General features: G+C 66.7%; 11 protein-coding genes and 2 tRNA genes. 6 read left to right on the forward strand and 7 right to left on the reverse strand.

What is annotated here, in order from left to right:
* Positions 1 to 95 precede the first annotated feature (95 nt).
* The gene (hemE, locus tag CYFUS_RS36250; RefSeq protein WP_095992444.1) at positions 96 to 1133 is read right to left on the reverse strand and encodes a uroporphyrinogen decarboxylase; all 1038 of its coding nucleotides are present in this window, start codon (positions 1131 to 1133) and stop codon (positions 96 to 98) included.
* A gap of 194 nt (positions 1134 to 1327) precedes the next feature.
* On the opposite strand from hemE, the gene CYFUS_RS36255 reads away from it, so the two are divergent.
* The 3 genes from CYFUS_RS36255 (at position 1328) to CYFUS_RS36265 (ending at position 3728) form a co-directional block, all read left to right on the forward strand.
* A tRNA-Val gene (locus tag CYFUS_RS36255) sits at positions 1328 to 1399 on the forward strand.
* A gap of 23 nt (positions 1400 to 1422) precedes the next feature.
* Positions 1423 to 1499: transfer RNA gene (locus tag CYFUS_RS36260), tRNA-Asp, on the forward strand.
* Positions 1500 to 2015: 516 nt separating this feature from the next.
* Positions 2016 to 3728: a PQQ-dependent sugar dehydrogenase gene (locus CYFUS_RS36265; protein ID WP_095989371.1), complete on the forward strand. Its 1713-nt coding sequence runs from the start codon at positions 2016 to 2018 to the stop codon at positions 3726 to 3728.
* 75 nt (positions 3729 to 3803) lie between these two features.
* Here the strand turns inward: CYFUS_RS36265 and CYFUS_RS36270 are convergent, their stop codons facing one another.
* Positions 3804 to 4403: a hypothetical protein gene (locus CYFUS_RS36270; RefSeq protein WP_095989372.1), complete on the reverse strand. Its 600-nt coding sequence runs from the start codon at positions 4401 to 4403 to the stop codon at positions 3804 to 3806.
* Positions 4400 to 5182 (reverse strand): hypothetical protein, encoded by a 783-nt coding sequence (locus tag CYFUS_RS36275; RefSeq protein WP_095989373.1) that lies wholly within the window; start codon positions 5180 to 5182, stop codon positions 4400 to 4402. Before CYFUS_RS36275 ends, CYFUS_RS36270 begins: the two co-directional genes overlap by 4 nt.
* Positions 5183 to 5504: 322 nt before the next feature.
* Here CYFUS_RS36275 and CYFUS_RS36280 point away from each other — a divergent pair, with 322 nt between their 5' ends.
* Both CYFUS_RS36280 and CYFUS_RS36285 read left to right on the forward strand, forming a co-directional pair.
* On the forward strand, positions 5505 to 5936 hold the full coding sequence (locus tag CYFUS_RS36280) for a hypothetical protein (RefSeq protein ID WP_095989374.1): 432 nt from the start codon (positions 5505 to 5507) through the stop codon (positions 5934 to 5936).
* Positions 5937 to 6084: 148 nt separating this feature from the next.
* Entirely contained in the window at positions 6085 to 7629 is a 1545-nt protein-coding gene (locus CYFUS_RS36285) for a DEAD/DEAH box helicase (RefSeq protein ID WP_095989375.1), read from the forward strand.
* Positions 7630 to 8156: 527 nt separating this feature from the next.
* Here CYFUS_RS36285 and CYFUS_RS51960 read toward each other — a convergent pair.
* A complete protein-coding gene (locus CYFUS_RS51960) occupies positions 8157 to 8765 on the reverse strand; it encodes a hypothetical protein (protein WP_198316257.1) in 609 nt (202 codons plus the stop codon).
* Between the two features lie 265 nt (positions 8766 to 9030).
* Positions 9031 to 9990 carry a LysR family transcriptional regulator gene (locus tag CYFUS_RS36295; RefSeq protein WP_095989376.1) on the reverse strand — a complete coding sequence of 320 codons (960 nt, stop codon included), beginning with the start codon at positions 9988 to 9990 and terminating at the stop codon, positions 9031 to 9033.
* A 209-nt stretch (positions 9991 to 10199) separates the two neighbouring features.
* Here CYFUS_RS36295 and CYFUS_RS36300 point away from each other — a divergent pair, with 209 nt between their 5' ends.
* A complete protein-coding gene (locus tag CYFUS_RS36300) occupies positions 10200 to 11483 on the forward strand; it encodes an MFS transporter (protein WP_232537006.1) in 1284 nt (427 codons plus the stop codon).
* Here CYFUS_RS36300 and CYFUS_RS36305 read toward each other — a convergent pair.
* Positions 11431 to 12999, reverse strand: a complete 1569-nt coding sequence (locus CYFUS_RS36305) for an ABC transporter substrate-binding protein (RefSeq protein WP_095989378.1) — start codon at positions 12997 to 12999, stop codon at positions 11431 to 11433. The two genes, CYFUS_RS36300 and CYFUS_RS36305, sit on opposite strands and share 53 nt — an antisense overlap.
* A 12-nt stretch (positions 13000 to 13011) precedes the next feature.
* On the reverse strand, positions 13012 to 14100 hold the full coding sequence (locus tag CYFUS_RS36310; RefSeq protein ID WP_157758862.1) for an SCO family protein: 1089 nt from the start codon (positions 14098 to 14100) through the stop codon (positions 13012 to 13014).
* Positions 14101 to 14104: the final 4 nt, after the last annotated feature.

Raw genomic sequence — 14104 nt, forward strand, 5'->3', positions numbered from 1 at the left:
GAGATTGATTCTGGAATCAACCCGTCCCACCCCCGCCCTGGGGCCCGCCTGGAGAGGGGGCACGCGAGGTGTCAGACATCACACAACCCGGCGGCTCACGGGGACTGGCGCAGGGCGAAGCCATGCTTGTGGACGGCGTCCACGAAGAACTTCGCGGCCTCCGGATCCGTGGGCGGGAGGATGCCGTGGCCGAGGTTGCAGATGTGGCCCACGGGTCCCGCGCGCCGGAGGATGTCCACCACGCGCTGCTCCAGCTCCTCGCGAGGCAGGAAGAGGTGGAGCGGATCCAGGTTGCCCTGCACGGCCACGTCGGGGCCGAGGACGCGGCGGGCCTCGTCCAGGGGGGTGCGCCAGTCCTGGCCGATGACGTCCGCGCCGGTGCGCTTGAGCAGCGGCAGGTGGTTGGACATGCCGGTGCCGAAGACGATGACGGGCACGCCCTTGGCCTGCACCTCCTTCACCATTCGCGTGAGGTACGGCAGACAGAAGCGCTCGTAGTCCCAGGGGGAGAGCTCGCCGCCCCACGAGTCGAAGATCTGCACGATGCTCGCGCCGGCCTCCACCTGCATGAGCAGGTAGGGAATGAGCGTGCGCGTGAGCTTCTCGAAGAGGGTGTGGACGAGCTGGGGCTGCTCGAAGAGCATGCGCTTGATGAGGATGTAGCTCTTGGAGCCACCGCCCTCGACCATGTAGGCGGCGAGGGTGAAGGGGGCGCCACAGAAGCCGATGACGGGCACCGAGTCGTTGAGCGCGCGCCGGGTGCGGCGGATGGCCTCGGCGACGAAACCGGTGCCCTGCACGGGGTCGGGCACGCCGAGCCGCTCGATGTCGGCGGCGGAGCGCACGGGGTTGGGGAAGTGCGGCCCCTTGTCACCCAGCTCCAGCTCAATCCCCATGGCCTCCACGGGGATGAGGATGTCCGAGAAGATGATGGCCGCGTCCACGCCCAGACGGGTGACGGGCTGGACGGTGACCTCGGCGGCCAGGTCCGGGTGCTTGCACAGGTCGAGGAAGGCGATGTTGCCGCGGATGGCCCTGTACTCGGGCAGGTAGCGGCCCGCCTGGCGCATGAGCCACACGGGGGTGGTGTCCGTGGGCTGGCGGAGGGCGGCGCGAAGGAGGCGGTCGTTCAAGGTGGACACTCCGGATGGCTCCCCAGGTCCCTCGGGGGGCGAGCGGGGGGCGAGCGTTGTCACAGGAGGAATCGCCCCGGTCAACGCCCGTGACGGGTGGGCCCGGAATGAATCGTCCCCGGAAAAGGTATGCTTGACAGGGTCGGGGGGAGGCCGATAAAAGCCGCCCCGTCGCAACGCGGTGACGCGCGAGAGGGCGGATAGCTCAGCGGTAGAGCGTCGCCCTTACAAGGCGAGGGTCACAGGTTCAATCCCTGTTCCGCCCAAGTCCGTAGAATGAAGTCGCTGTGGGGAGTTAGTTCAGTTGGTTAGAACGCCGGCCTGTCACGCCGGAGGCCACGGGTTCAAGTCCCGTACTCCTCGCCAATAAAAGCCCAGCAATCCTCCGGGGTTGCTGGGCTTTTTCTTTTCCCGCGCGCTCTCCCCTGCCCTCCGTGCGCCCCTTCGGCATCTCGGGCCGGCACGGTGGGGAACTGGAGCACACAGGCCCGCCCCGCGCCCTCCCGGGCCGCTGGCGCGAGATGGGCGTGGCGCATGGTCATCTCAATGGTCGCGCGGCCTCGGCGCCGAAAGGAAGTCAAAGGTAGGTTTGTCTGTTTTCAACAGCCAGTGAAAACGCTGGAGTGTTTGTTGTTGTTCTCGCTGTATGAGATGAAACGCGGGACGAATTCCCAGAACGTGAGGATGCGGCCCGTCTCGTTTTGCCTTTCCTTTCCAAAGGAGGCCGTCAGGAGTGCGTGGCGGATTTGACGCTCGTCATCTCCCCGCATTTCATGATATTGCGACCGACATCCCAATTCGGCGCTCTCGTCGTTTTGGGAAGGAAGCCGCCTTGTCGCAGCCGTGGTTTCCCGCTACCCAACCCAAACATGGAGTTTCACCATGCGTCGCGTGCCACACTCGTTATTGCTGCTGGCCGGCCTCACCGCCACCCCGTGCGCCTTCGCGCAGACCGCACCGGTCAACCTCGCGCTGAACAAGCCCATCGCCGCCAGCAGCACCGAGAACCCCGTGGCGCTCAAGGCCGCCAACGCCAACGACGGAGACCTGGGCACCCGCTGGGGCTCCGAGTTCGTGAGCCCCACGTGGATCACCGTCGACCTCGGCAGTGAGCAGTCGATCGGCCGCGTGGTGCTGCGCTGGGAGAACGCGTACGCCACCGCCTACACCATCCGGGTCTCCAACGACGGCACCACCTGGAGCACCGTGCATACCAAGACCAACGGCCAGGGGGGAACGGAAGACATCTCGTTCACTCCCGTCCTGGCGCGCTACGTCTCGGTGTACGGCACGCAGAAGAACGGAATCTACGGCTACTCGCTGTACGAGTTCGAGGTCTACGCCACCAGCGGCGGCAGCCAGCCGGACCCGGATCCGACCGACCCGACGGATCCGCCTCCGGCCTCGCCGGGCACGGCGCCCACCGTGTCGTACAACGCGCGTGTCACCGGCAACCAGACGGAGCCCGCAGCGCCGTTCAACATCACCGAGGTGGCGACCTTCAACAACCCGTGGGGTCTGGACTTCCTGCCCGACGGCCGCGTCGTGGTCACCGAGAAGAGTGACCGCATGTACATCGTGACGGCCGCGGGCGTGAAGACGTCCATCAGCGGCCTGCCGGTCTCCGTGGGCGCCAACGGCGGTGGCGGCCAGAGCGGCCTTCACGACGTGGCGACCTCGCCGACCTTCGCCCAGGACCGCAAGCTGTGGTTCAGCTACGTGGCCAAGGGCGCGGACAACAACAACCACCTCACGCTGGCGTCCGCGCGCCTCGACGAGAGCGCCGGTACCGCGACCCTCGCCAACCTCCAGGTCATCTGGCAGGAGCCGTCGAGCTATTCGGTCCGCGGCCAGCCGGGCGCGCGCATCGCGTTCGCGCCGAATGGCCAGCAGGTCTTCCTCGCCGTCGGCGACGGCGACATCCCGGCCGCCAATGGCGACCGCGGGCACGTCGCGCAGCAGACGGACAGCGCGCTGGGCAAGATCATCCGCCTGAACCTCGACGGCAGCACCCCCAGCGACAACCCCGAGGCGTCTTTGGGCGGTGTGCGCGGGCAGGTGTGGGCCAAGGGCTTCCGCAATCCCTACGGCCTGGCGTTCGACGGCAGCGGCAACCTGTGGCTCAATGAGATGGGCCCCGCCTCCGGCGACGAGTTCAACTTCATCATCAAGGGCGCCAACTACGGCTGGCCCCTGGTGAGCAACGGCAACCACTACAACGGCGATGCCTACCTGCCGGGCCAGCCGTATCCGCGCCACGACACCGCGCCGCAGTTCACGCCGCCGGCGGCGTACTGGGGCTGGTTCTCCACCACCAACTCCATGTCTCCGTCCGGGCTGGCGTTCTACAACGGCAACCTGTTCCCGCAGTGGAAGGGCTCCGCACTGCTCGGCTCCACCTCGTCCATCGCGCTGTACCGCGTGGTGATCGACCCGGCGACCAACAACGTCACGGGCGTCGAGCGCTACGGCCGCAGCGCGAACAACGTGTACACCGGTGCGGTGCGCGCGCTGAAGGTGTCGCCGCTCGATGGCAGCATCTGGTACGTCAAGGGCGGCGGTGACGGCGCGCTGCGCAAGCTGACCCCTCAGTAGTGATTGTCACGATGGGACCGGGTTCATCCCGGTCCCATCGGCAGGTCGCGGGCGTAGGGACGGACGCGTGGGCACTCAGCCCGCGTCCGGAGTCCGCACACCGCCATCGGTCTCCGCCATCCCGGTATCGGGAACGCCGCCGTCGAACCACGAAGCGGGCAGGCCAGACGCGGGCGCGGCCGGGGTGGAGCCCACCTGGGACGTCGGAACAGGGGCCCCCTCCGAGGAGGGCTCACCGGCCGTCCCGGAGTCCGCGGCGAGGGCCTCGGGCTCACCGTCGAACAGGCGGCGGAGGATACGGCCATCGACATGGATGGCGTACTTCACTCCCCCATCAAGCACCGAGTGCCCGCACGCGGCGGGGTCCAGGAAGATATACACGAAGACGATGTCGCCCTGGCGGAGGACCCGGTAGCGGTGGGCCTCCTGTTTCTCCCAGCAGGGCCGCTCGCCCGCCTTCGAGGGAAGAAAGTCATTGGCCGCGACGGTGAGGGCCCGGAGCGTCACGCCCTCCACGTCCAGGAGCTGTCCCGCGCCGCCGTCCCCGGCCAGGGGCTCGTGGAAGGAAGGGAAGCGGATGGAGGGATCTTCCTGGAGCGGAGGGGCCGCGCGCTGGAAGAACGCACAGCTCGAGAGCAGGACGGTGAGCGCGAGGAGCAGACGTCTGAGTCTCATGGCGTTCCCCCGGAGGCGAGCTGGCAGGGCGCCACGCGCTCCTCGATCCGGAAGTCCGTCTCATTGAGCCAGCGCAGGGTGCCCGTCTGCTGGCAGCGCCACTGCCCCTCGGCCTGGGTCCATTTCAGCAACTGGCTCGTGAGGGGAATGTATTGAAAGAAGCCATCGCACGTCGGGTGCTCGGAATCACTCGAGGTGGAGAAGAAGGCGATGACGGCGAGCCGGACCTTGCCGTCCCGGGTCTCGGCCTCGAAGCCGTGAGTCCGTCCCTTGGCGACGATGGCGCGGATGTCCTCGTCGGAGAGTCTGGCCGCGTAGGGATGGTTGTGCAGCGCGAAGACATACTTGAGACTGCCTGGTGGATAGCGCTGATCATCCACGTGGGAAGGCAGGACACAGCTCTTCTTCCTGTCCAGACCGTCCAGGCGTGACTGGTCCGTCAACATGCTCATCTCGTACTTGTGGTCCGGAGTGTAATAGAGCCAGGCGCAGTACTCGCGGGAGACGCGCCAGCGCAATTGAAAGTCCTGGGACTGCACCCGGCCCGCGGTCGCGTTCGGCTTGGACAGGATGTGCGGGCACGCGGCGAGCAGCGCATCCGAATAGGAGTCAAAGGGCCCAAAGCCCGGCATCGGGCCCGGGAGACTGTCCAGGAAGGCCTCTCCGGGCTGGGGGCGCACCACCCCTTCAATGGATTGGGAGGCCGAACAGCCCACGAGCATCAGGCCCGATATCAACAGCGTCCCTGGCAGCCCTCCGCGTGAACGCTCGTTTGCCATGGGCCGACTCTTCGGACCTCGTCCCTTCACTGAAAGCTCCTATTAACCCGAGAGACTAGCACTCCCCGTGAGACAGCGTCAAGCCGCGTCATCAAGCTAGCGGAGGTGACTTCAAAAGTCACGCCGGGGGCGGAGCATTCGCCGCACTGCGCGCCCTCGGTTGTTGACAGGGTCCGGCTGGGACACGGGTTTCCGAGAGGCACCTCGGTTTTCCGTGGGGACTCGGGCTTCATGCCAGGGCCTCTTCCAGGGCGTGGCCACCGGCAGGTGACTGGCGCTGAACTTGCTGCGACCTTCCCCAGACTGTTCTTCAGGAGGACACATGCGACGTCTGCTGTTCATCGCCGGAGTGTGGGCGGGCCTGGGCCTGCTCGGATGCGGGCCCATCATCATCGACGACGCGGCGGGGGACGGAAAGCCGCTGCTCTCCAGCGGAGGGGCTCCCGTCGAGATCACGGGCGTCTCGGTCGAGGGCGACTTCCTCGAACTGGAGTTGTCCTATGAGGGCGGCTGCGAGGAGCACTCGTTCTGGCTCGAATGGGATCGCCTCTTTCTCGAGAGCGCCCCCGTACAGACGAGGGTCGTCCTCGGCCATGAGGGCCGGAATGACGGCTGCAAGACCCCTGTCTCCGACAAACGGCGGTTCGATTTGACGCCGCTCAAGGAGGAGTGGCGCCGGGGCTACCGGCAGACGGAGGGCTCCATGTCCATCCTCGTCGAGGGCGCCCCCCGCTCCCTGCTCTACACGTTCTGAGCGCACGAAGTCGTCCATGAGACGGGCCACGCGCTCGCGGCCCACGCGCCGGCCCTGGCGCGTCAAGGCGATCCTCTACCTCCAAAGAGGCATGGAAACATCAGCGGGCTCCATCCAGATTCATCCTCTCACGAACGAAGAGGAATGAATGAAGTACATTCTCCCAGCCAACCATGGTCTGCCCGACAGCATCCTCGGCGACCCCGATCTCCTCCCGAAGACCTCCGAGGGAACACCGTCGCTGACAGATGTTCAGTACGAGGCCCTCAGCCAGGGCGTCGCCCGTGGCACATCGATGTTGGTGGTCGCTCCCACCTCCACGGGGAAGACGCACATTGGAATCTGGGCCTTGAGCAGCTGGCTCTTCGCTCGTCCAGGCCGACATGCCGTGTACCTGGTCACGCATCGCGCCCTGGCCCGGCAGAAGTTCGAAGAATTCGTGGCGCTTCTGAGCGACCGGTATCTGGGTGGAGACAAGAGCAGCATCGTGCTCGCCAATGGAGACGCCGTCGAGGATGGAGCGGGCGGCGTTCCAACGGACCCCCTCGACGCCCTCATCCTGGTGGCGACGTACGAGAAGTATCTCGCGATGGTCTCTGGAAGCGGCATCCGCTCCGACATGAGCCATTGCGTCATCGTCTGCGATGAAATCCAGATTCTGGGTGATCAGCATCGGGGCCGGAACGTCGAGGTTCTCTTGACGCTGCTGCGCAAGACGCGATGGGGGCAGCTCATCGGGCTGTCCGCGGTGATCGACGCGCGCGACGCCAGGGACCTGAGGGAGTGGTTCAACGCCACCCTGATTCGTCTCGATGGCCGGGAGAAGCACCTCCACTACGAATGCCGGACCCCCAGCCGGGTCCTCACCTTCCGAACAGACAAGGCAGAAGCGGGCATCCAGAGCGCGGCGCCCACTCCTCAAGCGCCGAACGATACGGCCTTGATCCTCGAGCAGTTGCTCAAGAACAAGGACGCGCTCCCCGTGGTCGTCTTCTGTATGACCCGTCGGAAGGTGGAACAACTGTCTCAGGAGCACGCTCGGAAGCTGGGCCTGGGCGCTTCGCCAACACAACCCCTGCTGCCCGAACTGAGGGAGTCAACCACCGCGGCGCGGGAACTCTCCCGCTTCATCCCCAAGCGGTTCGCCTTCCACTCGGCGGAACTGATCGAGGAGGAGCGGGCACTCGTCGAAGGAAAACTGGAATCGGGACACCTGGATCTGGTCTTCGCCACGAGCACGTTGGCCGCTGGCGTCAACTTCCCGTTCAAGACAGCGGTCTTCGACGACTGGAAGCGCTGGAACGATCGAAACAAGAATCATGAGCCCATGCCCGCGAGCGAGTTCCACAACATGGCCGGACGGGTTGGCCGCATGGGCTCGAAACACTCGCACGGCAGCGTCATCTTCACGGCCAAGGACAACTACCAGGAGAGACAGTCCGTCAACTCCTATCTGAATCCCGACCAATCCACGCCGCTCACTCCGCGCGTGACGCCCGATGACTTCAACCAACTCGCGCTCCAGCTCGTCTCGTCGGGGGTATGCCAGACGCAAGAAGAGGTTTCCGACTTCCTGTCGAGCACCTTCAGCGCCATGCGCGAACTCGAATCGAACAAGATGGGACTGTCACATTGGACAAGCGCCATGAGTCAATCCATCCAGGCGCTCAGGACATGGGGGTTCATGCTGTGAAGAAAATACATGTCACGGAGGTAGGTCGCCAGGTGGCGTTCAGCGGATTGCGGCCCGACACCGCCCACTACCTGTTGGACTATCTGGGAAGCCGGCACGCCGAGCTCTGCTCCTTCGTCCCGGATGGAGAGCAGCGGCCGGGCTCCCCCCAACGCCTCAACTATTGCCTGATCAACGCCTGCCTGACCTCGCCCGAGTTCTGGGGAATCCACAAGGCAAGGTCCATTCCCTATGGTTTCGATCTCCTCGTCCAGAATGACCCCGTCGTGGCCTATGCCTCAAGCCTCGCCGAGACGCAGTGGCAGGCCTACCGCGAAGCCGCGAACGCCACGATGCTTCTCATGGATTGGCTCGAGGGCGATCCCCTCAATCAGCTGGAGGGCCAATTCCCCAATGTCCGGGCTGGCAACATCCGAGGCCTTTGCAGGGATCTGGCCTGGGCCCTCTCCGGACTCTCCAACATCCTGGCGGCCGCCACCCAGCCCAATCTATCGACCGAGGAGCGGCCCAGTTGTCTTCGCGCGCTGTCACCCGACGCGGTGAAGAGCCTTCGCCGTCTCCTTCAACCGCTCCGGATCCTCGTCTGGCGGCTCAATGTCGGTCTTCCACCGACGGTTCTTTGGATGACCGAGTTGAAAACCGCCACCGGAGAACGTGCCGTCTCCAGAGCCGAAGCCCTGTCCTTGCATCAAATCGGCCTCGGATCCTTCGAGAGCCTCCGCCGCCGGAGCAACTGGGAGCACCTCGTCGAGATACTGGGCGCCAATGGAGCGACCGACCCACACGCTCGTGCGCGCGAGTTGCAACAGCTCGCCAACGGATGGCATGGCACCACCAGAGATCGCGCGAAAGCCCAGCAACTGCGCCGTCTGGACACCGCCGACAAACTCCTTCTCGAGAACTTCTACAGCAGCAGGGACAAGCACTTCGAGACCGCGTTCCAGGCCCTGCTGGCGCGCGTTGGAATCCGCTATACCCTGTTCGACACGGGCCAGAAGCCAGGGGCCTTCGATTACCTGTTGCATGTCGAGGGACGCCCCGACATCGCCGTCGAGTGCAAGACGAAGCAGGGAGACGGTCTGGTCGATCTCACCGCCGCGCGAGTCGTCCTGAGCAGCTCGGAGCAGTATGGGCATCGGGAAACGTTCTGCGTGACACTATGCCAGCCCGGAGTGGATCCCAACGTCCCGGAGAATCTGCAATCCTGCACCCGACTGAGCATCGTGGAGACGCATGATCTGGCCGAGGCGTTTACCCGCCTCATCCGGCAATCGCTCAGCCCGCAGGCCTTTCATGACTGGCTGGCCCAACCTGGACAGGCCAGGGCGGAGACGCTTCTCGTTCACACCCGCGCTGTCACCGAGCCCGAGGTGATCGCGCCGCAGCCCAACCTGAAGAGTGTCACGGGTCCGGCTCATCAGCGTCCAGGGCCACCGCCACGGCCCCTGGAATCGTCTCCCGCATCAATTCCACGAACGTGCGCAGCCTCGCTGGATGGAACCGCGCGGACGGGTAGATCAGATACATCGGCAAGGACGCGGCCCGCCAGCGCGGCACCAGGTGCACGAGTCGACCCCGCGTGATGTCTTCATGGAGCGCCCAGGCCGAGGCCACGCAGACGCCGAGGCCATTCACCGCGGCGCTGCGAATGGCATAGAGGCTGTCCGTGCTCAGGCGCGGGTGGAAGACGATGGGCCGGACCTCACCGGTGGCCACGTGGGTCAGCGAGACCTCGTTGCGATAGAACGTGCGCAGCGACAGCCAGGGCAGCCGCGCGAGCTCGTCGGGATGGGTCGGCACGGGCACGCCCGACAACACGGACGGCGCGGCCACGACGATGCGCGGCACCTCGGCCACGCGGATCGCCACCACGCTGGGGTCATGCACCTCGCCAACGTGGATGGCGCAGTCGATGCCGTCCGCGATGAAATCCACCGCCCGGTCGTGCAGCAGCCATTCGACCGAGACCCGCGTGTGACGATTCAGGTACTCCGTCAGCGGCCCCACCAGCAACTGCTGTCCGAACGCATGGGGCACCACGACGCGCAGCGTGCCCTCCGGTTCGTCGCTGGCGCCGCGAAGGTCGGCCTCGAGCATTTCCCAGCTCGCCAGCAACTCCTTCGCGCGCTCGTAGCAGCGCACCCCGTCCTCGGTGAGCTTCATCGCGTGGGTGGAGCGCTGGAGCAGCCGCAGCCCGAGCGAGCGCTCCAGCGCTTGCAACCGGCGGCTCACCGTCGGCTGCGTGGTGCCCAGTTGCGCGGCGGCGGAGGACAGGCTGCCGGCGTCGACGATGCGCAGGAAGGTCTGCATCAGCTCGAGCCGGTCGGCGGTGGCCGATGCCGCGGGTGGGGGACTCCGCATCCGGGAAACACGTGGCCGAGGCGGCTTCGAAGGGTTGGGCATGATGGCGCGGTTCAAGCTGCTTTATACGTGGAGCGTATATCCGCTGTGCGAAGCACGCTACTACCGATGCCCACCTCTCTGGCCCACAGTTGCCTCGACTCGCAGCACACGGGGTGAGCATCATGTCCTTCATTCGTACCGTACATAGTACCGCCGGAAACGGAACCATGGCCGCGGCGGCCTCCGCCGCCACGAGGGCCGAGCCGTCGCGGTCCGAGACCACCCGACACGGAGTCAGCGGGTTGTCGGGCGGCCTGCGCCTGCTGCTGTCCGCGGGCGCCGGGCTGTCGGTGGCATCGCTCTACTACAGCCAGCCGATGCTGGGGGTGATGGGGGCCAACATCGGTGCCTCGGACACCGCGGTGGGCCTCGTGCCCACGCTCACCCAACTGGGCTACGCGCTGGGCATCCTGCTGCTGGCGCCCCTCGGCGACCGCTTCGACCGGCGCAACATCATCCTCATCAAGGCCGCCGTCCTGAGCGTGGCGCTGCTGCTGGGCGGCCTCGCCTCCGGCATTGGCCTGCTGCTGGCGGTGAGCCTCGCCATCGGCCTGACGGCGACCCTGGCGCAGGACATCGTGCCAGCCGCCGCGACCCTCGCGCCCGAGAAGGAGCGAGGCAAGGTGGTCGGTACGGTGATGACGGGCCTGCTGCTCGGCATCCTCCTGTCTCGCGTCATCAGCGGCGTGGTCGCCGAGCACTTCGGCTGGCGCGCCATGTACATGATCGCCGCCGCCAGCGTGGCGTTGATCGGCCTGGTGGCCTGGCGCGGCCTGCCCCGCTTCCGTCCGACCAGCACGCTCACGTACGGTGCCCTGCTCGGCTCGCTCGCTGGCCTGTGGCGCGAGCATGGCGCCCTGCGCCGGGCCGCCATGGCCCAGAGTCTGCTCTCGGTGGGCTTCAGTGCCTTCTGGTCGACCCTCGCCGTGATGCTGCATGGCGCACCGTTTCATCTGGGCAGCGCGGCCGCTGGTGCCTTCGGCCTGGCTGGCGCGGCCGGGGCCCTGGGCGCGCCGGTGGCGGGCCGCATGGCGGATCGCTTCGGCCCCGAAGTGGTCACGCGCCTGGGCGCCGGACTGACCGCCCTCTCGTTCGCCACGATGTTCGCCTCGCCGTGGCTCGAGCCGAACACCCGGCTGTGGCTGCTCGCCGCCAGCGCGATCGGCTTCGACCTCGGCGTCCAGATCACGCTCGTGGCGCATCAGACGATCGTCTTTGGCATCGATCCCTCCGCGCGCAGCCGGATCAACGCCTTGCTGATCTTCGGCATGTTCATCGGCATGTCCATCGGCGCGGCGAGCGGCAGCTTCGCGCTGGCCCGGTGGGGATGGGTGGCGGTGACGCTGCTGGCGACCACCTCGGCGCTGGCGGCCTTGCTGGTCCGCCTGTGGCCGGGGCTCAGGGCCTCAGCGCCCTCCAGCCGCCGAGCGGACGGAACGTACGAGTCGTGAGCTCCACGGTGACGACATAGGCCCCCCGCGCGCCCACGTGCCGATCAGGCCCGTAACTCACGGGAGGCATCAGCCCTGTTTCAAAGGCATACAGGCTCTCCATGTGGCCGAGCAGCCGGGCCCGGCTCAGCTGTCTGCCGGTGCGGCGCAGAGCCTCGGTCAACACGGCCGCGGCCGTATACGCGGACACCTGGGGCAGCCGGTGGCGCTCCGAGGCGTGTACCCCAGCCCTCAGTCGATTGAAGGATGCCACCGCGTCAGGCCGCTCGTCCGAGGGCAGGCTCGAGTAGGCGAGGAAGAGGTGCCCATCGAGGAAGGCCGGTGCCTCCATGGCCGCCCGAGCCGAGAGTGAGCCCGAGAGCAACAGGTAGGGAGCCCAACCCAGCGCCCGCGCCTTGCCCATGAGTCCCGCCAACTCCTCCTCATTGCCGAGGAACAGGACCAGCCTCGTGCCGCTCTGTTTCAACCGCGTGGCGACCTCCGGGTCGAACCGGCCGCGCTCGTACCGCAGCACCTCGACCCGCTCCCAGCCATGCGCTCGAAACCGCCCGCGCGCCACACGGGCCGCCTCGGCCAGGCTCTCCTGCGCCGGGTGGATGATGGCCACCCGAGGCCCGTGCGTGTGCAGCGCCCTGGCGGCATACTCGGCGAGCACCTGGACCTGCGCCCCTACCCCGGAGAGGGTGTAGAAAACCTGGCGGCCTGGCGGCCCGCCCTCCCACGTCCACGGCGTCAGCGGACCGATGAGGGGAACCCGCTCCTGCTCGGCCAGCACCGCCAGCTCCCTCTCCGCCCCCGGCACCAGCCCGCTGAGCAGCGCGAAGACAGAACCCCGAGCCAGGAGTTCCCGTGCGCTCGAGAGGCCCGTGCCCAGATCACTGTCATACTCCGCGAGGACCAGCTCGAGCCGGCGTCCGTGAATCCCTCCGGAGGCATTGAGAGCGTCACAATAGGCGCTCAACAATCCCGCCATGGCCCGGCCCATCTCGCCCAACCGGCCGCGCGTGGGGAGCACCACCCCCAGCCGGATCTCCGACTCCGTCAGCCCGGGATCGCCCTGCTCTTCCAGGTGCTGGAGGTAGGCCAGCAAGCTCGCCATGTCCTCCGCGGACATGGAGTAGCGAGGCATGGCTGGGTCCAATCGGTTGCCGTCGGGGTCGACTCCCTCGGTCACTGCGCGAGCCACGCTCTTGTCCGAGAAGGAGGCGTGTTTCCTGCCATTCGGGTGGAGATGGCCATAGGGCTTGGTGAGTTGGGACCAGGTGATCTCCGGGGGCCGCAGCCCGCCCTCGGATTGGCCCAGGCCCTCCTCTCCATGGCAGTTGGCGCAGGGCACGGCGCTGCCCGGCAGGCGTGCTCCCATTCCAATTTCCGCCGAGATCTCCCTCCCCGTGGGGCTCTGCCCCTCGAGGTAGATCTTCCTGCCCGCCTGCTCGTGCGCCGTGAGCCCCATCGGGCGCCCGGCGCCGCAGCAGAACAGGGTCACCAGCCACCAGCCACAGAGTCTGAAACCCATGGAGCAGCCCCCTCACGGCCGCCCGGCCAGCTCTCTCAGACGCTCGGCGATGGCCGCCGCGGGCGTGTCCGGACGCAGCCGCGTCCAGTGCCTGCTCCTGACATTCCCGGCGATGAACAGGGAGGTGTGCTCCTCGACGTCTTCCACCGTCTGCCCGAACCTGCCGAGCACCTGTCCCACGTCCTCCTTGCTTCCGGTGAGGAAGGTCCATCCCTCGGCCTCCGCCTGGTGGCGGCGGGCGAACTTCTTCAGCTCCTGGGGTGTGTCGAAGGAAGGGTCCGCACTGATGGAGATGAAATGCACCTCCTTGCCAAACCTCTCGCCCAGCTCCCGCTTGACCTGCAGGAGCTTCTGGGTGAGCAACGGACAGGCGGTCTGGCAACGCGTGAAGAAGAAGGAGATGACGACCACCCGATCCTTCAACACATCACTGTAGAACCGGACCGTCTTTCCCTCCTGCGTGAGCAGGGGCGCATCGGTGAAGTAGCTCCTGGACTTCTCCTCGGGCTGGGAGGCCGAGCCCGTGCTGGGAGATGGCTCGACGGCCTTGCTGCTCCGGCGGGCCGCCGCCAGCTCATCCACCTTCGCCAGGATCTGCTCGTGGCTGGGAAAGCCATTGAGCCGCACCCACTTGCCCGTGCGCATGTCGCCCACCAGCACCATGGGCGCATGGTTGTTATAATCGGGCGTGTAGGCACCCAGCCCCCCGAGCACCCGGGACACGTCCTGCTTGTCTCCGGTGAGCCAGGTCCATCCCTGGCGCGCCTTGTACCGCGCGGCATAGGCCTTCAACCGCGCGGGCGTGTCCCGCGTGGCATCGAGGGAGACAGACACCAGCCGCACCTCCTTCTCCAAGCGCTCGCCGAGCGACTCCTGCACCCTGGCGAAGAGCGAGGAGAGCACGGGGCACACGGTGGTGCAGGAGGTGAAGACGAAGTCCATGACGATGATCTTGTTGGAGAGGACATCACTGTTGAAGTAGACGGGCACGCCCTCCTGATTGAGCAGCTCCGCGTCGACGAGGCGGACCTCGGCGGAGGAAGAGGCCTGCTGAGCATGAGCCATCGCCGCCAGCAGCAGCACCCCCAGGGAACCTGCCACGGCC

Source organism: Cystobacter fuscus (genome assembly GCF_002305875.1).
GTDB lineage: Bacteria > Myxococcota > Myxococcia > Myxococcales > Myxococcaceae > Cystobacter > Cystobacter fuscus_A.

Excerpts from the sequence above, each read along its gene's own strand:
- CYFUS_RS36275 (WP_095989373.1), bottom strand. The coding sequence starts at position 5,182 with ATGGCAAACGAGCGTTCACGCGGAGGGCTGCCAGGGACGCTGTTGATA.
- CYFUS_RS36270 (WP_095989372.1), bottom strand. The coding sequence starts at position 4,403 with ATGAGACTCAGACGTCTGCTCCTCGCGCTCACCGTCCTGCTCTCGAGC.
- CYFUS_RS36280 (WP_095989374.1), top strand. The coding sequence starts at position 5,505 with ATGCGACGTCTGCTGTTCATCGCCGGAGTGTGGGCGGGCCTGGGCCTG.
- CYFUS_RS51960 (WP_198316257.1), bottom strand. The coding sequence starts at position 8,765 with ATGCCCATACTGCTCCGAGCTGCTCAGGACGACTCGCGCGGCGGTGAG.
- CYFUS_RS36285 (WP_095989375.1), top strand. The coding sequence starts at position 6,085 with ATGAAGTACATTCTCCCAGCCAACCATGGTCTGCCCGACAGCATCCTC.
- CYFUS_RS36265 (WP_095989371.1), top strand. The coding sequence starts at position 2,016 with ATGCGTCGCGTGCCACACTCGTTATTGCTGCTGGCCGGCCTCACCGCC.
- CYFUS_RS36295 (WP_095989376.1), bottom strand. The coding sequence starts at position 9,990 with ATGCGGAGTCCCCCACCCGCGGCATCGGCCACCGCCGACCGGCTCGAG.
- CYFUS_RS36305 (WP_095989378.1), bottom strand. The coding sequence starts at position 12,999 with ATGGGTTTCAGACTCTGTGGCTGGTGGCTGGTGACCCTGTTCTGCTGC.
- CYFUS_RS36300 (WP_232537006.1), top strand. The coding sequence starts at position 10,200 with ATGGCCGCGGCGGCCTCCGCCGCCACGAGGGCCGAGCCGTCGCGGTCC.